Annotated in this window: 16 protein-coding genes; 10 read left to right on the top strand and 6 right to left on the bottom strand. The window is 68.5% G+C overall.

Annotation, left to right across the window (positions count from 1 at the left end; all coding sequences use genetic code 11):
- Positions 1 to 6 precede the first annotated feature (6 nt).
- The 6 genes from cydB to IEW24_RS20610 form a co-directional block, all read right to left on the bottom strand.
- Positions 7 to 1161: a cytochrome d ubiquinol oxidase subunit II gene (cydB, locus tag IEW24_RS20635; protein ID WP_188582211.1), complete on the bottom strand. Its 1155-nt coding sequence runs from the start codon at positions 1159 to 1161 to the stop codon at positions 7 to 9.
- Positions 1162 to 1165: 4 nt separating this feature from the next.
- Positions 1166 to 2740 carry a cytochrome ubiquinol oxidase subunit I gene (locus tag IEW24_RS20630; RefSeq protein WP_188582209.1) on the bottom strand — a complete coding sequence of 525 codons (1575 nt, stop codon included), beginning with the start codon at positions 2738 to 2740 and terminating at the stop codon, positions 1166 to 1168.
- A gap of 318 nt (positions 2741 to 3058) precedes the next feature.
- A complete protein-coding gene (locus IEW24_RS20625; protein ID WP_188582207.1) occupies positions 3059 to 4792 on the bottom strand; it encodes an amino acid ABC transporter ATP-binding/permease protein in 1734 nt (577 codons plus the stop codon).
- Complete coding sequence (gene cydD, locus IEW24_RS20620; RefSeq protein WP_188582647.1) at positions 4789 to 6513, bottom strand: thiol reductant ABC exporter subunit CydD; 1725 nt, start codon at positions 6511 to 6513, stop codon at positions 4789 to 4791. The genes IEW24_RS20625 and cydD overlap by 4 nt, the downstream gene beginning before the upstream one ends.
- Positions 6514 to 6644: 131 nt before the next feature.
- Positions 6645 to 7220, bottom strand: coding sequence for a GbsR/MarR family transcriptional regulator (locus tag IEW24_RS20615; protein ID WP_188582205.1), 576 nt, complete (start codon positions 7218 to 7220; stop codon positions 6645 to 6647).
- 156 nt (positions 7221 to 7376) lie between these two features.
- A complete protein-coding gene (locus IEW24_RS20610) occupies positions 7377 to 9692 on the bottom strand; it encodes a molybdopterin guanine dinucleotide-containing S/N-oxide reductase (protein WP_188582203.1) in 2316 nt (771 codons plus the stop codon).
- 241 nt (positions 9693 to 9933) lie between these two features.
- Between IEW24_RS20610 and IEW24_RS20605 the strand changes: the two genes are divergently transcribed.
- From IEW24_RS20605 to IEW24_RS20560, 10 genes are all read left to right on the top strand, one after another.
- On the top strand, positions 9934 to 10869 hold the full coding sequence (locus IEW24_RS20605; RefSeq protein ID WP_188582201.1) for a 4-hydroxy-tetrahydrodipicolinate synthase family protein: 936 nt from the start codon (positions 9934 to 9936) through the stop codon (positions 10867 to 10869).
- 122 nt (positions 10870 to 10991) lie between these two features.
- Complete coding sequence (locus IEW24_RS20600; protein WP_188582199.1) at positions 10992 to 11771, top strand: SDR family oxidoreductase; 780 nt, start codon at positions 10992 to 10994, stop codon at positions 11769 to 11771.
- Between the two features lie 81 nt (positions 11772 to 11852).
- Entirely contained in the window at positions 11853 to 12824 is a 972-nt protein-coding gene (locus tag IEW24_RS20595; protein WP_188582196.1) for a LysR substrate-binding domain-containing protein, read from the top strand.
- Between the two features lie 225 nt (positions 12825 to 13049).
- Complete coding sequence (locus tag IEW24_RS20590; RefSeq protein ID WP_188582194.1) at positions 13050 to 13787, top strand: enoyl-CoA hydratase/isomerase family protein; 738 nt, start codon at positions 13050 to 13052, stop codon at positions 13785 to 13787.
- Between the two features lie 24 nt (positions 13788 to 13811).
- Entirely contained in the window at positions 13812 to 14840 is a 1029-nt protein-coding gene (locus tag IEW24_RS20585) for an alcohol dehydrogenase catalytic domain-containing protein (RefSeq protein ID WP_188582191.1), read from the top strand.
- 1 nt (position 14841) lies between these two features.
- On the top strand, positions 14842 to 16359 hold the full coding sequence (locus IEW24_RS20580; RefSeq protein WP_280514989.1) for a class I adenylate-forming enzyme family protein: 1518 nt from the start codon (positions 14842 to 14844) through the stop codon (positions 16357 to 16359).
- A gap of 354 nt (positions 16360 to 16713) precedes the next feature.
- Positions 16714 to 17685, top strand: coding sequence for an ABC transporter permease (locus IEW24_RS20575; protein ID WP_244644577.1), 972 nt, complete (start codon positions 16714 to 16716; stop codon positions 17683 to 17685).
- Positions 17682 to 18524, top strand: coding sequence for an ABC transporter permease (locus IEW24_RS20570; RefSeq protein ID WP_188582185.1), 843 nt, complete (start codon positions 17682 to 17684; stop codon positions 18522 to 18524). Before IEW24_RS20575 ends, IEW24_RS20570 begins: the two co-directional genes overlap by 4 nt.
- Before the next feature lies 1 nt (position 18525).
- Positions 18526 to 19545, top strand: coding sequence for an ABC transporter ATP-binding protein (locus tag IEW24_RS20565; protein ID WP_188582184.1), 1020 nt, complete (start codon positions 18526 to 18528; stop codon positions 19543 to 19545).
- Positions 19542 to 20609 carry an ABC transporter ATP-binding protein gene (locus IEW24_RS20560; RefSeq protein ID WP_188582181.1) on the top strand — a complete coding sequence of 356 codons (1068 nt, stop codon included), beginning with the start codon at positions 19542 to 19544 and terminating at the stop codon, positions 20607 to 20609. The genes IEW24_RS20565 and IEW24_RS20560 overlap by 4 nt, the downstream gene beginning before the upstream one ends.
- Positions 20610 to 20617: the final 8 nt, after the last annotated feature.

The raw sequence follows: 20617 nt of genomic DNA, 5'->3' as shown, positions 1-20617 counted from the left end.
GTCTCCTCAGTAAGCGTGGCCGTGGCCGTCGGTGATCGACTTCTCGTCCACCTTCCCCCACATCACCCGGTAGACCCAGCTGGTGTAGATGAGGATGAGCGGCAGGAAGATCGCCGTCGCGAACAGCATGATGAACAAGGTGAGATGGCTGGAGGAGGCATCCCACACGGTCAGGCTCGCCCGCGGGTCGATGGACGAGGGCAGGATGAAGGGGAACATGGACACGCCCACCGAGGCGATGATGCCCAGCACCGACAGGGCACTCAGCAGCACCACGCCGCCGCCCATGCGGAACTTCAGGCCGAGGCCCGCCGCCATGGCGCCGAGGAAGCCCAGCGCGGGCGCCGCCAGCAGCAGCGGATAGGCACGGTAATTGGCGAACCACGCCGCCTGCGCCATCTCCGCCCCCTTCATCAGCGGGTTGGACGGCCCCGCGGGGTTCACCGGCGAGGTGATGCGGTAGCCATCCACGAGGTAATAGAGCGCCAGCCCGCCGAGGGCGAACAGCACGATGGTGAGAAGCGCGGCGATGCTGCCATAGGTCCGCGCCCGCTTCTGCACCATGCCGTCCGTCTTCAGCACCAGCCAGCCCGCCCCGTGCATCACCAGCATGGCCACCGAGAGCAGGCCGCACAGCAGGGCATAGGGGTTGAGCAGGCCGAAGAAGGTGCCGTCATAGAAGATGCGCAGATCCTCGTTGAAGCGGAAGGGCACGCCCTGAAGGGTGTTGCCCACCGCCACGCCGAAGATCAGCGCCGGCACGAAACCGCCCACGAACAGCGCCCAGTCCCAGCGGCTGCGCCACGCCGTGCTCTCGCGCTTGGAGCGATACTTGAAGCCCACGGGCCGCAGGATCAGCGCCGCCAATATGGCGAACATGGCCAGGTAAAAGCCGGAGAAGGACACCGCATAGAGCGGCGGCCAGGCGGCGAAGATGGCCCCGCCGCCGAGGATCAGCCACACCTGATTGCCCTCCCACACCGGGCCGATGGTGTTGATCACCACGCGCCGCTCCACATCGGTGCGGGCGACGAAGGGCAGGAGGGCACCGACGCCGAGGTCGAAGCCGTCCATGATGGCAAATCCGATGAGCAGCACACCAAGGAGCGCCCACCAGATGACGCGGAGCGTCGGATAGTCGATCAGTTCATGCAGGATCATGGGTCTACTCCGCAGGCACGACGCTGGCGGGGATGAGTTCGGCATCCGGCTGTTCGTCCGGTTCCGGCCCCTTGCGAATGGCACGCAGCATCAGCGACATCTCGATGATGATGAGGATGGTGTAGATGATCGCGAAGCCGCAGATGGTGAGCAGCACCGGCACGATGCCATGGCTGGACACCGCCTCGGCGGTGGGCAGCAGCCCCTCCACCACCCAGGGCTGGCGGCCGAACTCGGCGACGAACCAGCCGCATTCCACCGCGATCCAGGGCAGCGGGATGGAGAGCACCGCCACCCAGAGCAGCGCCGGATAGCGATCCAGCATCCGCCGCGCGGAGAGCACGAAGAACACGCTCATCAGCAGGATCTGGAACATGCCGACGCCGACCATGATGCGGAAGGTCCAGAACAGCGGCGCCACCTCCGGCACCGTATCCCACGCCGCCTTGTCGATCTGCTCCGGCGTCGCCTGCCGCGGATCGTCCACATAGCGCTTCAGCAGCAGGCCGTAGCCGAGCAGGTTGCCATTGTCCTCGAACGCCTTCCTGACCTCGGGATCAACGGTCCCGGTGCCGGCGGCGCGGATCTTCTGCAGGGCGTCGAAGGCGATCAGGCCGCGCCGGATGTTGCCCTTGGCCCGCTCCACCAGTTCCTCGATGCCTTCGACAGGCGTATCGAGCGAGCGGGTGTCGATGAGGCCGCCGACCCACGGGATCTCCACCGCATAATGCGTCTCGCGGGCCTTCTGGTCCGGGAAGCCGACGATGGTGAAGGGCGCGGGCACGCTCTCCGTGCGCCACACGGCTTCCATGGCCGCGAGCTTCATCTTCTGGTGCTCGGTGGTGAGATATCCGCTCTCGTCCCCCAGCACCACCACCGACAGCGAGGCGGCAAGGCCGAAGGAGGCGGCGACCGTGAGCGAGCGCTTGGCCAGCTCCACATGGCGCCCCTTCAGCACATACCAGGCGGAAACGCCGAGCACGAACACCGAGGCGGTGACATAGCCAGCGGAGACCGTGTGCACGAACTTCGCCTGCGCCACCGGATTGAACAGCACGGCGTAGAAGTCCACCACCTCCATGCGCATGGTCTGCGGGTTGAAGGCCGCGCCCACCGGGTTCTGCATCCAGCCGTTGGCAATCAGGATCCAGAGCGCCGAGAAGTTGGAGCCGAAGGCCACGCACCAGGTGGCGGTCAGATGCCCCACCTTCGACATGCGGTCCCAGCCGAAGAAGAACAGGCCGACGAAGGTGGCCTCAAGGAAGAAGGCCATCAGCCCTTCGATGGCCAGCGGCGCACCGAAGATGTCGCCCACATAATGGCTGTAGTAGCTCCAGTTCATGCCGAACTGGAATTCCATGACGAGGCCGGTGGCGACGCCGAGCACGAAGTTGATGCCGAACAGCGTGCCCCAGAACTTCGTCATCTGCCGCCAGATGCGGCGTCCTGTCATAACGTAAACCGTCTCCATGATGGCTACGATGACAGACAGGCCAAGCGTCAATGGCACGAAGAGGAAGTGGTACAGCGCCGTCATCGCGAACTGAAATCGCGATAGCGAGACGATATCGAATTCCATCCTGCTTCTCCTGGAGCCCGTCCGGTTTGGATTGCGCGCAACCCAAGCCGGAAGCGGTCTCTCACGATGCTTGGAGACGGATTCGCGGATCAGACTGAGACCATCTGATCCGACCCGGCTCCGGGGATCCCCGATCCCCCTGCACTCTCAGCCGGCGCGCGCGCCCGGACCGGGCCGGCGTGTGCCAGTTGGGATCTCTCAAGGCGCGCCCCCATCCGCACCCATGCGGCTGCGTGGCGCGGGCACACGCAAGTACGTCCATTCCCCTGTCGTTCCGTCCGGGGCGCCTGTGCGTGCCGGACGGCCCTGATCCTCTGCTCAGTCGGGCCGGAGCCCGGCGAGCGCAGCCGCGAAGGCGGCATCCCCGCGCGCGATGCGGGCGACGATGCGGCCCTGCGCGATCACGAGAAGGCGGTCGCACAACTCCGCTTCACGACGGATGTGCGTGGCGACGACGAGCGTGCGCCCGGTCGCCTGTTCGGAGAGGCTGGCCAGCACACCGCGCGCGGTGTCGGCGTCGAGCCCGTCGGTGGGCTCGTCCAGCAGCCAGAGGTCGGTGCCGCGCAACATCAGCCGCGCCACGGCGAGCCGGCGCGCCTGCCCGCCGGACAGGCCGAGGCCGCCCTCGCCGAGCCGCGCGTCGAGCCCGCCGTCCATGGCGCGCACGTCCTGCGCAAGTCCCGCCTCCTCCAGCGCCGCCCACAGCGCGGCATCATCCGCCTGTGGGGCGGCGAGGCGCAGATTGTCGCGCACGCTGTCCTGAAAGAGTTCGGTGCGCTGCGTCAGCACCGTGCCGGACATTGCAGCCACCCTGCCGCCATCGGGCGCAGCCTCGCCGGAGATCAAGGCGATGAGGCTGGACTTGCCCGCCCCGCTCGGCCCGATCAGCCCCACACGCTCGCCGCGCGCGATGCTGAGCGAAACATCATCAAGCACCGGCCGCTCCACACCCGCATGACGCAGCGCCACGCCCGAGAGCTGAACCGCAATCCCCTCCGGCGGCAGCAGAGGCACCGCCGGGGACACCTCGGCATCGAGACGGGGCGCGAGGCGACGAGCGGCGAGCAGCGCGCGCCCCAGCTCCAGCGCGCCGCGCCGTAGGGCCGCGAAGGGTTCGAGCACCGCCAGCGCGCCGAGCACCAGCGCCGCCGCCACGGGGGCCGTGATGCTGCCCGCCTGCGCCAGCGCGCCGGCCACCAGCAGGGCACCCGTCACCAGCGCGGCGCCGCCGAAGCCGAGGCCGGCACCCACCAGGGTCTCGATGCGGTTGAGCCGGTCATCAGCGACGGCCAGCGCCGCATCGGCCGCAACCACGCGCTCGCCCTGAGCCACGAGGCGGCCCGCCATCACGAGATCGGTCTGGCCAGCCATGAGGTCGATGGTGCGGGCGCGCAGGGCCTCGGTGGCATGCACCCGCCGGCGGTTGGCGGCAAAGGCGGTGCGCGCGCCCGCATAGGGCAGGCCCAGCCCCACCAGCAGCAGACCCGCCACCAGCATGACCCCGGCCAGCGGGCCGGCCGCGAGACCGAAGGCGAAGCCCGCCGCAAGGCTGGTGAGGATGGCGGCCGCCACGGGCACCAGCACGCGCAGATAGAGATTGCCGAGCGCGTCGATGTCTTCAGTCAGGCGGAACAGGATGCGGGCCGGGCGGGCGAGCAGGGTCCGCGCCGCGCCGGGCGCCGCCCAGCCGTGGAACAGGCGCGCCCGAAGGCCCGCCAGCACGCCCAGCGTCGCCTCGTGGGTGACGAGCCGCTCGCCATAGCGCGCCCCGGTGCGGGCCAGCGCCAGAAAGCGGATGCCGGCGGAGGGCGAGAAGACATCGAAGGTCAGCGCCGTAGCCGCCGAGAGGCCGGCGAGCGCGGTGGCGGTGATGAACCAGCCGGAGAGGCCGAGCAGCAGCATGCCCGCCAGCAGGGTGCAGACGGCGAGCACCATGCCGCCGAACAGCGTCCAGCCGGCCTCGGCACGGAACAGGGCCAGCACGGGCTTCAGCGAGGCCCAGGGCAGGCGCGCGCGGGGCGCGGGAAGGGCAGGTTCGCCATGCGGGCTCATGCGCGGGCCTCCAGCCGGATCACGCGGTCCATGCGGGACGCGAGCACCGGATCATGGGTCGAGACGATGAGGGTACGGCCGATGGCCAGCGTCAGCAGCGCCTCGGTCATGTCGTCCGCCGTCTGGGTATCGAGATGGGCGGTGGGTTCGTCCGCCAGCACCAGTTGCGCACGCGGATCCGCCGCCGCCCGCGCCACCGCCAGCCGCAGCGCCTCGCCGCCGGAAAGCCCGGCGCCGTCCTCGCCCATGGCAGCACCTGTGCGCCCGCCCGTCACCTCGTCCAGCATGGCGAAGGTGAGCGCCTCGTCCACCGCCTCCGGCCCCACGTCGGGGCGCCCAAGGGCGACGTTGGCACGCAGCGAGCCGGCGAAGAAGCGTGGGCTCTGGCCGATCCAGGCCATGCCGGCGCGCAGGTCCGCCGCCGTCTCGGCGTTGAGCGGGGTGCCGCCGATGCGCACCTCGCCGGTCGCCACGGGCACCAGCCCGGCCATGATGGCGAGCAAAGTGGACTTGCCCACCCCGCTCGGCCCCAGCAGCGCCACGCGCTCGCCGGGCTGCACGGTGAGGGAGAAGGCGGCGAAGGGTTCGGTGCCGGACACATGGCGGAAGCTCACGTCGGACAGCGTCACCTCCGGCGCGAACCCACCCGCGGCCGGCTCGCAGGTCACGCGGTCCGCGCCCGGCAGGGGAAGGCCGGGCGCTGCCAGCTTCTCCAGCGCGGTGAAGGCGGCTTCGCCCGAGGCGCGGTCATGCCACACGGCGGCCAGTTCGCGCATGGGCTCGAAATAGGCCGGCGCCAGCACGAGGATGAACAGGCCTTCGGCCAGCGAGAGCGGACCGCCCCAGGTGCCGAAATCCATGGCCCCCAGTAGATGGAAGCCCACATACACCGCCACCAGCGCCACCCCGAGAGCGGAGAACAGCTCCAGCACGGTGGAGGAGAGGAAGGCGATGCGCAGGACCACCATGGTGCGGTCGCGCAGGCTCTGGGCGGCGTCGCGCAGGCGGCCGGTAGTGAGGTCCACGGCGCCGAGCGACCGGATGGTGGCAAGACCGCGCAGCCGATCCAGCAGGAAGCCGTTCATGTCGCCCATCTGGGCGAGCTGGCGCTCGCTGGCGGCCTGCGCCCGCATGCCGATGAGGGCCATGAACAGCGGGATCAAGGGCAGCGCCACCAGCAGCACCAGAGCCGCCGCCCAGGAGAAGCAGAGCACGGCGGCGAGCAGCACCAGCGGCACCACGCTGGACTTCATGCGCGCCGGCTGGAAGCGGGAGAGATAGGGCACCACCGCTTCCGCCTGCTCGGCCAGCGCGCTGGCGGCGGCGCCGGCGGCGGGCCGTTCGGGATCGAGCGGAGAGCGGGCGGCAAGGGCGGCAACCGTCTTCGCCCGCAAGGCGGTGAGCGCGCCGCGCGCCGCGCGGTAGCACAGGCGCGCGCCCAGCATGTCGAGATAGGCCCGCACCGCGCCCACCGCCAGCACGAGGCCGGCGGGAATGAGCATGGCCTCAGCGCCGGCCCCATCGGCAATGGCGCCCACGGCACGGGCGATCAACGCCGCCTGCGCGATGAAGAGCAGCGCGGCCACCACCTGCAGCCCGGCGCCGAGGGAGGTCATGCGCTTGCCGATGCGGCGGGGATCACCCTCCGGCGCGGCAGTGGCCGCCTGCCCCACGGGCGCGGCCCGCAGCCGGCCATGGCGGGGGGTGCCGGTGGTGCGCATGTGGCGCGTGAAACCGGGTTCCGCTCCGGCCCGCATGGTGGCGGGTGGCGGCAGGGCCGATGCGGCGGTGCCCGCAGGGGCCGCCCCCGCTGAGGCCACGGCAGACGCGGCACGGATGTGGGACGGCGCGGTCATTGCCCGGTCTCCCCCTTCGAAGCACGACGGCGCGGCCCAAGACGGGTGGCCGCGTCGAGAAATCGCGTGACCTTCGCCCCCAGCCCCAGCAAGGCGGCCAGACGCGGATTATCGAGCTTGCGCACATCGTCGTACCAGGTGGTGAGCTGGCCGATCAGGCCATACATCTCACGCATCCGGGCCTGCGCATGACGGTCGCCCTCCCCGGCGGCCGTCCGGCTGATCAGATCGTCCAGCACAGCTAGCGTTGGGTCAACCTCCCGCCGCTTGCGTTCTTCCACGAGGGTGCGAAAAATCTGCCAGACGTCTTCCGGCGTGGTGAAGAAATCCCGCCGGTCTCCCGGCCTGTGCTTCAGCAGCACGAGATTCCACCCCTGCAATTCACGCAGGCTCATGGAGACGTTCGATCGGGAAACATCGAGCGCCGCGGTGATGTCTTCGGCGCAGAGCGGTTCCGGCGAAGCATAGAGCAAGGCATAGATCTGCCCCAGCGTCCGGTTCATGCCCCAGCGGCTGCCCATTTCACCGAAATGGAGCACGAATTCCTGAACAAGGGGAGAAAGTGTCGTCATGGCTTGCAACAGCTATTTCAGAAAATTCTGAAACGAATTGATCTGTCGCAATCTGTCGCATCACGGCGACGGGATCGTCCGGAGGCGCACGTAAACCCCGCATTCGCACGGCGCACAAAGGCTTTGCGTCACCCGTCCGCAGGATGCGCGTTGACGTCACACGTCCGCGAGGCTGGTCCTGCGTTCGAGGATTTCGCGTGTCCCCTCGCCCTGCTGCGGTACGCGCTCCACCTCCACGAGGCAGCTCATGGCGTTCGGCCCCTGCGTCAGTTGCGAGGTGCCCACATCCCGCGTCAGCACATTGGCCGTCCCCGCGCGCTCGGGACCTGCCGGATCGGACGGATCGGGGTCGAACCACGCCCCCGTGGAGATCACCGCCACGCCCGGCCGCACGCCGGCATCGAGCACCAGCCCCGCCAGCAGCGCGCCGCGATCGTTGAACACCCGCACAGTCTCCCCTGCCCGGCAGCCCCGCGCGGCAGCGTCGGCGGGATGCATGGTCAGCGCCTCCCGGCCCGCAACCTTGCCGGCCTGCGGCAAGGGCGCGAAATCCATCTGGCTGTGCAGGCGGTCCGCCGGCTGCACGCTGAGCAGATGCAGCGGATAGTCCCGCGCGCGCTCCGCCCCCGCCCATTCGCGGGGCGCCCGCCACACCGGATGGGGCGGGCAGTCCTCCAGCGCGAAGCCCGCGATGGCGGCGCTGAACAGTTCGATGCGCCCGCTCGGTGTCTTCAGCGGATGACGTGCGGGATCGGCGCGGAAATCGGCGAACAGCACGAAGTCCTGCGCGGGCTCGGGCAACTCGACCGCGCCCTCGGCCCAGAACGTCTCGAAATCGGGGAAGGCGATGCCCGCCACCCGGTTCGCCGCTGCGCACTGCTCATAGATGGCGCGGATCCAGCCCATCTCGTCCAGCCCGCCGGTGAAGGCCGCTTCATGGCCGAGCCGTGCGGCGAGATCGGCGAAGATGTCGAAATCGGAGCGCGCCTCATGCAGCGGCGCGATCGCCTGCTGCATGGCGATGACGTAGCGGTCGCGGGAGGAGCCGCCGATGTCGTTGCGCTCCAGCGTGGTGGTGACGGGCAGCACGATGTCCGCACGCCGGGCGGTGGGGGTCCACCAGATCTCGTTGACGATCACCGCCTCGGGCTTCTCCCACGCCCGCATCAGGCGGTTGAGGTCCTGATGGTGGTGGAAGGGATTGCCGCCCGCCCAATGCACCAGCCGCACGTCGGGATAGGTCTCGGTACCGCCGTTGAATGCGTAGGGCGTGCCAGGTCCCTCCAGCATCTCGGTGAGGCGGGCGGCGGGAATGGCGCGCTTCAGCGGGTTCGCCCCCACCGCCATCTCCGGGCCGGGCGTGGCGGGGCGCGGATTGCCGACACCGTTCATGGAGCCATGGCCGAAGCCGAACCCGCCGCCCGGCAGGCCCACCTGCCCCAGCAGGCTCGCCAGCGCCACCGCCAGCCAATAGGGCTGCTCGCCATTTTCCGCCCGCTGCACGGCGAAGGCGCAGGTGATGTAGGAGCGCGCGCCCACCAATTGCCCGGCCAGCCGCGCGATGCGGGACGCCGGCACGCCGCAGATGGCCTCGGCCCATTCCGGGGTCTTCTCCACCCCGTCGCTTTCGCCGCGCACATAGGCCGCGAAGGGCGCGAAACCGACCGTGCAGCGGCCGAGAAAATCCGTGTCGGCGCCTTCCAGCCGCAGGATTTCATGCGCCAGCGCCAGCATGAAGGCGGCATCCGTATTGGGGCGGATGGAGATCCATTCGGCGTTCAGAAAGTCGGGGCAATCGCCGCGCGTGGGCGAGATGTTGATGACCGGAATGCCCTTGGCCGCCAATGCCCGCAGCCATTTCTCCTGCGTGTGCTCGGCAGCCCCGCCGGAGGCCACCTGCCCGTTCTTCAGCGCCAGCCCGCCGAAGGCGAGGAAGACATCGGTGTGGGCGATGATGCTGGGCCATGCGGTGACGCGGCCGGTGAGCGGCTGGTAGGTGCCGATGATGTGCGGCAGCAGGAATTGCGCCGTACCCCAGCTGTAATTGCCTACCTGATCGACGCCGCCGCCGCCGGAAAAATAGAAGCGCCGCACCAGCGAGCGCGCATGGTGGAAGCGACCGGCGGAGGACCAGCCGTAGGAGCCGGCGAACAAAGCCTCGCGCCCGTGCGCGGCCTCCACGCGGGCGATCTCCCGTGCCACGAGGTCGAGGGCGGTGTCCCAGTCCACCTCCACCATCCGCTCGCGGCCACGGCCCGCCCCGCCGGCCTTGTGGCCAGCCCGCAGAAAACTCTCCCGCACCGCCGGCCGGCGGATGCGTTTGTCGGAATAGACGGCGGGGGTGATGCTCTCCAGCATGGCCGAGGGCGCGGGATCATTCGCGAACGGCGCGCAGCCGATGAGCCGCCCATCCTCCACCAGTGCGGAGAAGGCACCCCAATGGGCCAGATGCGGCTTGCGGACGATCGCCATAATCCCCTCTTCCTGCCCTGTCCCTGCGTCAGGAACCCCTGTCGAAAGGCATGGATCCACGGACACTATTGACAGGGTGACGGGTGCGGGCCAAATTTCAAACACTTATTTGAAAAACGGCTTCCGTCCCGGATTTTTCCGGTGCGCGCCAGCCGGCAGACGGCCAGAATCCGACCTGTTGGTCCTACGCATCTTCGCCCCCTTCCGGGCTCAGGCGCCCGCTTCCGGCACGAGGCCTTCCATGGACAAGATCACCGGTTCCTTCGTCGCCATCGTCACGCCCTTCAACAAGGACGGCTCGGTGGATTTCGGCGCCTTCCGCGACCTGCTGAAGTTCCAGCGGGACAACGGCACCGCCGCCATCCTGATCATGGGCTCCACGGGTGAGACCTCCATGCTCTCGGCCGAGGAGAAGAAGCAGGTCATCGTCGAGACGGCGAAGATGAAGACGCCGGACATGCCGCTGTTCTTCGGCTGCACCGGCAACAACACCGAAACCACCATCGAGAACGTGCAGTTCGCCAAGGCGAACGGCGCCGACGGCGCAATCCTGGCCGCCCCGGCCTATATCTGCGCGCCGGAAGCGGACATCGAGACCTTCTTCCTCGACGTGGCGGATGCCACCGACCTGCCGCTCGGCATCTACAACAACCCGCCGCGCGTGAAGAGCGACCTGCACTGGGACAACCTGCTGCGCATCTTCAAGCACCCGAATTATGTGATCCATAAGGAATCCACCACCCGCGTCGGGCAGGTGGCGCAGGTGCTGGCCGCCCGCCCCGATGTCTCGGTGATGTGCTGCGACAGCCCCAACCTCGGCCTCGTGGTGCCCACCATGAGCCTCGGCGGCCACGGCACCGCCAACATGACCGGCAACCTCGCCCCGGCGGAACTGGCCACCATCTCCACCCCGTGGAAGGGCGATCTCGGCGCCGAGGCATTCAAGGATGCCTATCTCGGCCTGCTGCCGCTGCTGCACTACACCTATTCGGCCATCAATCCGGTGGCGGTCAAATCGCTCATGAAGGCGGTCGGCCTGCCGGTGGGCGATCTGCGCAAGCCGCTGACCGGGCTGCAGGGTGACGCCCTCGCCAAGGGCATCCGCATCATCCAGGAGCTGGAGCTGGATCGGAAGTACGGCTTCAAGATCGCCCCGCTTTCCGCCGTCGCAGCCTGAGCTGAAGTACATTAGGGGCGGATTCAGCGTTCGGATTGATGAAATCCGAACCCATCCGGCTCTATGCTGGCCCGAGTTGTGTTGGCTCGGGCCTGTCGGCCTGATCAGTGGAGCCCTGAAGCATGGATCTCGGTATCGCCGGCCGCCGCGCCCTCGTGACCGGCGGCAGCCGGGGCATGGGACGCGCCTGCGCCGAGGCGCTGGCGCGTGATGGCGTCCACGTCACCATCGCCGCCCGCACGCTTTCGACGCTTGAACAGGCGTCCGCCGAGATCTCCGCCGCAGCGGGCCTCCCGGTCGCTCATGTGGTGGCCGACCTGACCACGGAAGAGGGTCGCACGGCGGCGCTGGCCGCTTGCCCCGCACCGGACATCCTGATCAACAACGGCGATGGCGAGCCCCCCGGCGACTATCGCGACTATGCGCGGGCCGACTGGATCCGCGCGCTCGACCGGATGATGCTGGCGCCCATCGAGATGATGCGCCTCACCGTGGACGGCATGATGGATCGCGGCTTCGGCCGGGTGGTCAACATCGTCTCCCGCAGCGTCAAGACGCCCCAGCTCGACCTTTCGCTGTCCAACGGCGCGCGGTCCGGCCTCGTGGGCTTCACCGCCGGCCTCGCCCGGCAGACGGTCGCCCGCAACGTCACCATCAACAATGTGCTGCCCGGCATCATCGCCTCCGATGCGCAGAAGCACCATGTGGAAGGGCTGGTGGCCATCACCGGGCGCCCGTTCGAGGACATCTGGGCCGAGCGCATGAAGCAGAATCCGGCGGGGCGCTATGGCGAGCCCGCCGAGATCGGTGCCTGCGTCGCCTTCCTGTGCTCGGCCTATGCCGGCTTCATCACCGGCCAGAGCCTTCTGGTGGATGGCGGCCAGTACCCCGGCACGTACTGAAACAGCAACTGGCTACCCAAAAGACCCTCGTGCGCGGACGCGAATTTGCTGCAACACTGCCGGGCAGGTTGCGGAGGGGTCATGGTTCGCCGAACAGAGGATGACGACGACGATTATGTCAGCTCCGCCGTCAGCAAGGGCGACGGCGGCACGCGGCTCAATGCCGTGCAGCTGGACATCTTCCACGCCGTCGTGGCCACGGGGAGCGTCACCGCCGCGAGTCGCCGCCTGAACCTGTCCCAGCCGGCCGTCTCCCGCCGGCTGGCGGATCTGGAGCGCTCGCTCGGCTTCGCCTTGTTCCTGCGCGAGGGCAAGCGCCTCATCATCACGCCCGAGGGCACCGCCTTCCATGACGAGCTGACGGTCAGCTACGTGGGACTGGAGCGCCTCGCCAAGGTGGCACGCGACATCCGCGAGCTTCGCCGCGGCCACCTGCGGGTGGCGGCCATTCCCGCCATGTGCTTCGGCCCCGTGCCGCAGGCCATCGCCCGCTTCATGCAGGAACATCCCCAAACCAAGATCACCTTCGAGGTGCACGCCTCCGCCCGCATTCTCGACGGGCTGGCAGCGGGGCTGTTCGATGTGGGCGTCACCCAGATGCCCGCCGCTTTCTCCAGCCTGACCGTGGAATACACCTATTACGCACCCTGCCTCTGCGTCATGCCCGTCGGCCATCCGCTCTCCGCCAAGTCCGCCGTGACCTTGCAGGATCTGGCCAGCTATCCCCTCATCAGCCTGCCGCACGACACCGAGGTGGGGCATGCCCTGATGCGGCGGTTCGAAGCCTTCGGCCAGGTCACGCCACGGGCGGAAGCGCTCACCTCCATGGCCGCCTGCGCACTGGTGGCCGCGGGCGCGGGCGTGACGCTGTGCGACCCCTTCACCGCCAGCAGCTTCGGCGAAGGGCGACTGATCACCCGCCCCTTTCAGCCGGCGATCGACTTCTCCTTCCGCGTCCTGCGGCCGGAGCGGCGCGTCGCCTCGCGGCCGGTGCAGGCGCTGGTGGATACCATCAACGCCCATCTCGGCGCCGACAGCCGCGTGCATCGCTGATTCCAGCACGTCCGATATGCCGTGGGGACATGACCTGCAAATAAAACAGCATTGGGAGGTCAACGCCGGTTGTGCTGCATTCCGTGAATGCTGCCGGGAAGCCCCCTTTCCTGTCGCCTTTTATTATTGTTATGACTTTGTTTTTGCTGACGTGGCATGTTTCGCAACACCATTTCGGCATAACCTGCTCAGGTGCGTATCATTCGCGTCGGAACGTGAGGACAGATGGCGATCACATTGGACATCGCCGAGGGCGTGGCGACCGTCACCATTCGCCGCCCGGAGGTGATGAACGCGCTCGACGTGCCATCCAAGGAGCGGCTGGGAGACATCTGGCGCGAGATCGCCGCCAACGATGCCGTGCGGGTGGCGGTGCTCACCGGCGCCGGTGAGCGGGCCTTCTGCGCCGGCTCCGACATCAAGGAGATCAACCGCACCGGCCGCATGGTCACGACCGAGGTGCTGCTGGATGCCATTCCCGGCGTCGGCGTGCGGCTCGACAAGCCGGTGATCGCCGCCATGCACGGCTATTGCATCGGCATGGGCATGACGCTCGCGCTGCACTGCGACCTGCGCCTCGCCGCCCGCAACGCCATCATCGGCTATCCGGAAGTGAAGCACGGCATGATCTCCGCCATGAGCGCCATGCGCCTCGGCGAGGTCATTCCACAGGCCCGCGCCATGGAACTGCTGCTCATGGCCCGCAACGTCACGGCGGAGGAAGCCCTCGGCTTCGGCCTGCTCAATGCGGTGGTGGACGACGTGCACGCCGCCGCCGCCGAATGGGCGGCGCGGATCGCCGGCTTCCCGGCGGTGGGCGTGCAGGCCACCAAGCGCCTCGCCACCTTCTCCCGCCGGGCCAGCGCCGAGGCGGCGCGGCTGGAAGCCGCCGCCGCGCGTGCTTTCGTGGAGGGTCACGACGATTACCGGGTCGCCGCTGCGGCCCACGATCGACGGCACTGAGGACTTGATGCGCCGATGCCCCTGATGAATGCCGTCGTCTTCCCCGCCTTCGGCCCGCCGAACGTGTTCCGGGCCGTGCGCGTGGATCGTCCCACCCCCGGCCCCGACGAGGCGCTGGTGCGCATCCATGCGGCCGGCATCTGCTATCATGACGTGCTCTCGCGGGGCGGCCGCATCCCCCGCGACACGCCCGGCCAGATCCTCGGCCACGAGATTTCCGGCGTGGTGGAGGAGGTCGGTGCCAACGGCCCCGCCAGCCGCATCGGCGAGCGCGTGGTGATCTACCAGCGCATTTATTGCGGCCAATGCCCCAACTGCCTCGGCGGGCGGCAGGACCTGTGCCGCAACAGCCGCGTGCTCGGCGAGCATGGCGGGGGCGGCTATGCGGAATATTGCTGCGTGCCGCTGCGCAACCTCGTGCCCGTGCCCGACGCGCTCGATCTCGACAGCGCCACGCTGGCCGTCTGCCCCGTGGGCACCAGCATCCGCGCCCTTGTCGGCGTGGCCGAAGGCAAGGTCGGCGACACGGTGCTGGTGACAGGAGCCGGGGGCGGCCTCGGCCTGCACCAGATCCAGCTCGCCCGCGCGCTCAACATGCGTGTCATCGCCGTCACATCTTCACCGGGCAAGGAAGAAGCGATCCGCGCCGCTGGCGCGCACGTAGTGATTGTGAGCCCCGATGGTGCCTTCAGCGGTGAGGTCTGGCGCCAGACGGGCAAGGAAGGCGTGAATATCGTGCTGGAGAACGTGGTCTCGACGACCTTGGGGGAGAGCCTCAGGGCCTGCGCCTCACGTGCCTCGGTGGTGATCCTCGGCAATGTGGAAGCCCGGCCCGTCAGCCTCGATCCCGGCCTCGTCATCGGACGGCGGCTGCGCATTTCCGGCTCCGGAAATGCCACCTATGCCGACGTTCGCATGGCCCTTCATCTGATGGCCACCGGCGCCATAAAGCCGATCGTTCACGCATTTTTGCCTTTTCGCGAGGTCGGGGAAGGGCACAGGTTGATGGAAAGTCGCGAAACCACTGGCCGCGTCCTTCTGAAGGGTTGGTAGGATGCACCTCGGTTCCCACTTCCGCCGGGCTCGCGCCTGGCATGGACCCCGCATCGCCGTCGTGGATGAGGCGGGGCCCTGGACGTTCGAAGCCTTCTTCGGCCGCGTCGCCCGTTTCGGACAGGCGCTCACGGGGCTTGGAGTCGCGCGCGGCGAGCGCGTGGCCCTGCTGCTGCCCGACGTGCGCGAATATCTGGAAGCGGAATACGGCGCCATGGCCGCTGGCTTCGTGCGCGTGCCCATGGACCCCAAGACGGGCACCGCCGACATCGTCGCCCAGTTGCGCCATGTGGGCGCCAGCGTGCTCGTCACCAGCCCGGAAATGGCGCAGGCGGTGCACGGCATCACCGCGCAGGTGGAGACGCTCCGCCACGTGATCGCGGTGCGCGGCCCCCTGCCCGGCGCCCATGATTACGAGGATCTGCTGGCCCGCGCCTCCGACAGCTTCGTGCCGGTGGGGATGGAAAGCGACCTGGCCTCGCTCAATCTCAGCGGCGGCACCACCGGCCAGCCCAAGGCCATCATGCTGCGCCACGGCAACCTCAGCGCCGTGGCCCAGCACACCATCAGCGGCTTCAACATCCAGCCCGACAGCGTCTTCCTCAATGTGCGCCCGCTCTGGCCCGTGGCGCAGGTGGTGACGCTCTCCTACCTGCTGGGCGGCGCCCGCGTGGTGCTGGGCGGGCGCTTCGATGCGGAGCGCTTCCCGTTCCAGATGGCCCGCTTCTCCGCCACCCGTACCTCGCTGGTGCCCACCCAGCTCCTGCGCGTGCTCGACCACCTCTCGCCCGACGACGTGGCCCTCAACGCGCTGGAAGCCCTGCATGTGGGCGGCTCGCGCCTGCCGGAAACGGTGTTCGACCGCGCCATCGAGCTGATCGGCCCGCGCATCGGCATGCTGTATGGCCTGACCGAGGCGCCGATCACCTGCTATCTCGCGCCCGAGCGCCTCAACGGCCGCAAGGACCGCATGGCGGTGCGCGAGACCGTGGGCAAGCCGCTGTTCGGTTATGACCTGAAACTCGCCGACGTGGATCCCGACGCGCCCCCCGGTGAGACCGGCGAGGTGCTGATCCGCGGCCCGCATGTGATGGCCGGCTACTGGAACGACCCCGACGCCACCGCCGCCGCCTTCGCGGACGGCTGGCTGCGCACCGGCGACATCGGCCAGATCACCGCCCGCTTCGACCTCGCCATTACCGGCCGCCTCAAGGACGTGATCCGCACCGGCAGCATGTCGGTGGTGAGCAAGGAAGTGGAGGACGCCATCGCCCGCCATCCCGCCGTGCGCGAAGCCGCCGTCATCGGCGTGCCGGACATGGAATGGGGCGAGGCCGTCACCGCTTTCGTGGTGCTGCGCGAGGAGGGTGCGGCCAGCGCCGACGACATCCTCGCCTTCTCCCGCGACGTGCTCACCGGCCCCAAGCGGCCGAAGAGCGTGCATCTGCGGCGGGAACTGCCGCGCTCGCATTACGGCAAGGTGCTGCGGCAGGAGCTGATCGCCAGCCTCGGCGGCTGATCCCGCCTGCCGGCAGCCGCCCCCCACAGACGTGCCGTCGCGGGGGTGGGAGTGGCTTGCGGCAAATTTCAAACACCTGTTTGCAAAACACGCTTGCAATCATCATGCAGGTGTTGTCCATTTGTCATGTCAGGCAAAAGCGTGACACCGCGAGGTGGAGCAAAGTTTTACTCCGCCGCGCCAATATATAACGCCGCACATAAGTGAATAATGCGGCAAACAGACCTAAGGCAGGACCTCCGGGAGTTCGTTTGATTTGCGGCTTCAAACCCAAGCGGACGGAACGGCATGGCCAGAGTGGAGACGGCAGGACCGGGCACAGCGAGGGCCGGTAGAGGCAGGACCGGCGGAGGATTGGCGGGCTTCCTGATCCGCCGCATTCTTCAGGCCATCCCGGTCATTCTCGGCATCATTCTCTTCAGCTTCATCATCCTGCATCTCGCCCCCGGTGACGCCATCGACGTCATGGCCGGCGAGGCGGGCACGGGCGATGCCGCCTATATGGCGCAGCTGCGTGAGAAATACGGGCTCGACCAGCCGCTCTATGTGCAGCTGGCGCGCTATGGCGTGCAGATTGCCCAGCTCGATCTGGGCTATTCCATCCGCAACAACGCCCCCGTGCGCGATCTCATTCTCCAGCGCGTCGGCCCGACGCTGCTGCTGATGAGCGTGAGCATCGTGCTGTCCGTCGCCATGGGCGTGCTGTTCGGTGCCCTCGCCGCCGTGCGGCGCAACACGCTGCTGGACGACCTGATCTCGCTCGTGGCGCTGCTCGCCTACGCCATGCCGATCTTCTGGATCGGGCTGATGTTCATCATCCTGTTCTCGGTCACGCTCGGCATCCTGCCCTCGGGCGGCTTCTATGACGTGACGCAGCAGAACCCCGGCCTTCTCGTCCGCAGCCTCGATGTGGCACATCATCTGGTGCTGCCGGCGCTGACGCTCTCGCTGTTCTATTTCGCCATCTACACCCGCCTCATGCGCGCCTCCATGCTGGAGGTGATGAGCCTGGATTACGTGCGCACCGCCCGCGCGAAGGGCCTCGGTGGCGCCAAGGTCACGGTCCGCCATGTGGTGCGCAATGCGCTGCTGCCCATCGTCACCATGCTCGGCATGCAGACCGCATCCCTGCTCGGCGGCGCCGTGGTGGTGGAGACGGTGTTCAACTGGCCGGGCCTCGGGCGCCTCACCTATGACGCCGTGTTCCAGCGCGACTATTCGCTGCTGATCGGCATTCTGCTGATGAGCTCCATCCTCGTCATCATCATCAACATCCTCGTGGACCTCACCTATAGCTGGCTCGATCCGCGGATCGTCGCGCGATGAAAGCCCTTCTCGATCTCTGGCGGCTGTTCCGCCGCAAGCGCACGGCCGTGCTCGGCCTCGCCATCTTCATCGCCATCGTCGCCGCCGCCCTGCTGGCGCCCGTGCTCTATCCCGACGATCCCGCCGACATGGTGGCAGCCCCGCTGCTGTGGCCGGGCGAGGACATGGCCTATCCGCTCGGCACCGATCCGCTGGGCCGCGATGTGGCCGCAGGCATCATGCACGGCGCGCGCAGCGCTTTGATGATCGGCGGCATATCAACGCTGGTTGCGCTCGCCATCGGCATCACCGTGGGCGCGCTGTCGGGCTATTACGGCGGCTGGGTCAATGACGTGCTGATGCGCATCACCGAGATGTTCCAGACCATGCCGCAGTTCATCCTCGCGGTGGTGCTGGTGGCGATCTTCGGTCCGGCGCTCACCTCCATCATCACCGCATTGGCGCTGGTCTCATGGCCCCCCGTGGCGCGCCTCGTGCGCGCCGAGGTGATGAGCCTGCGCGAGCGCGAGTTCGTGCAGTCCTGCTACGTCATCGGCATGAGCGAACGGAGCATCATCTTCGGCCAGATCCTGCCCAACTGCCTGACCCCCATCATCGTCACCGCCTCCATCATGGTCGCCACCGCCATCCTCACCGAGGCGGGCCTCTCCTTCCTCGGGCTGGGCGATCCCAACGTGCTGACCTGGGGCGCCATGATCGGCGCCGGGCGCGAGAGCCTGCGCTCGGCCTGGTTCCTCGTCGCCGAACCGGGGCTTGCCATCATCCTCGTGGTGCTGTCGCTCAACCTCGTGGGCGAGGGGCTGAACGACGCCCTGAACCCCAAGCTCAAGCTGCGCTGACATGGCCGCGTCTGCTCCCTCCCTCGTGCCCGACGCCACGCCCGTGCTGGCGGTGGAGGGCCTCACCACCTGCCTCAACACCCGCGCCGGCAAGGTGACGGTGGTGGACGGGCTCGACCTCACCGTGCGTGCCGGCGAGACGCTGGCCATCGTCGGCGAGAGCGGCTCCGGCAAGTCCATGACCGCGCTCTCGCTCATGCGCCTGCTGCCCGATGGCGTCGCCTTCAATGCGGGCGGTGCCGCGCGCCTCAACGGGCGCGACCTGCTCTCGCTCTCGGAACGCGACATGCGGCGGCTGCGCGGGGCCGACATCTCCATGATCTTTCAGGAGCCCATGACCTCGCTGAACCCGGTCATGCGCATCGGCCGCCAGCTCATGGAGGTGTTCGAGGAGCACCGGCCCGAGCTCTCCGCGCAGCAGCGCCGCGAGAAGGCCACCGACCTCCTGAAGCTGGTGCGCATTCCCGATCCCGCGCGGGTGCTGGACGACCTGCCCCACCACCTGTCCGGCGGCATGCGCCAGCGGGTGATGATCGCCATGGCGCTTGCCTGCGAGCCCAAGCTGCTGATCGCGGATGAGCCCACCACCGCGCTCGACGCCACCGTGCAGGCGCAGATCCTCGACCTGCTGCGCACCCTGCAGGCGGAACTGGGCCTCGCCATCGTGCTCATCACCCACAATCTCGGCGTGGTGGCGCAGAACGCCCACCGCGTGCTGGTGATGTATGCCGGCCGCAAGGTGGAGGAGGCCCCCGTCGCGGAGCTGTTCCGCACGCCGCGCCATCCCTATACGCGTGGCCTCCTGCGTGCCCTTCCCAACCCGGATGCCGGCGGCGGCCGCGAACCGCTGATGGAGATTCCCGGCATCGTGCCCGCGCTCTCCGCACTGCCGAAGGGCTGCGCCTTCCAGCCGCGTTGCCCGGTGGCGATCGACGCCTGCGCGCAGACGCGCCCCGCCCTGCGTGACGTCGGCCCGGCCAAGGTCGCCTGTATCCTCGCCACCGAGGGGGTGCCGGCATGAATGCGCAACCCATCTTCCCGGAAGCCGGCCCGCCTTTGCTGGAGGTGCGCGATCTCGTGAAGCACCACGGCCGCGTGCGCGCCGTGGACGGGGTGAGCTTTGCCATCAAAGCCGGCGAGACGGTGGGCCTCGTCGGTGAATCCGGCTGCGGAAAATCCACCCTCGGCCGCGCCATCATGGGCCTCGCCCCGCTCACCGGCGGCGAGGTGCGGCTCGACGGGCAGGTGATCTCGGACCTGCCCTATGCGCAGGTGCGCCCGCTGCGCAAGCGCATGCAGATGGTGTTTCAGGACCCCTATGCCTCGCTGAACCCGCGCCGCACGGTGGGCACCATCATCGAGGAGCCCCTGAAGGTGCACGGCCTCGGCTCGGCCAAGGCGCGCCGGGCGCAGGTGCTGGAGCTGATGGCCCGTGTGGGCCTGCCGGCGGATGCGGCCTCGCGCTTCCCGCACGAATTTTCCGGCGGCCAGCGCCAGCGCGTGGGTATTGCCCGGGCGCTGGCTCTTAATCCCGCGCTCATCGTTGCCGACGAGCCGGTGTCGGCGCTGGATGTTTCGGTGCAGGCACAGGTCATCAATCTGATGGTGCGGTTGCAGAAGGAGATGGGCCTCTCCTATCTCTTCATCTCGCACGATCTGGCGGTGGTGCATTACATCGCCGACCGCATCCTGGTGATGTATCTGGGCAAGATCGTCGAGATGTCCGACCGCGACCGGGTGTGGAAGCAGCCGCTCCACCCCTATACGGCCGGCCTGCTCGCCGCCCACCCCTCGCCCGATCCCGAGAGCGCGCACGCCCCGCGCCTGCGCATCGAGGGCGACATGCCGAGCCCCACGGCCCCGCCACCCGGCTGCCGCTTCCATACCCGGTGCCCGTTCAAGGTGGAGCTCTGCACCACCGAAGAGCCGGCGCTCCGGCCCCTGCCTGACGGACGCACGGTGGCCTGCCATCTGGTCACGGTGGCCGCCGACGGCACCGCGCATTCGCCCACGGAGGGCGGCGAGGTCATCCCCGCCTCGCGCGCCTCCGAACCCGCCTCAGCTTTTCCTCTTTCGCACTCTTGAGCGAGCCA

The sequence above is a fragment of the Azorhizobium oxalatiphilum genome (assembly GCF_014635325.1).
GTDB classification, from domain to species: Bacteria; Pseudomonadota; Alphaproteobacteria; order Rhizobiales; family Xanthobacteraceae; genus Azorhizobium; species Azorhizobium oxalatiphilum.
The sequence above is the reverse complement of the archived record's forward strand: the minus strand, read 5'-3'. Positions and strand labels throughout refer to the sequence as shown.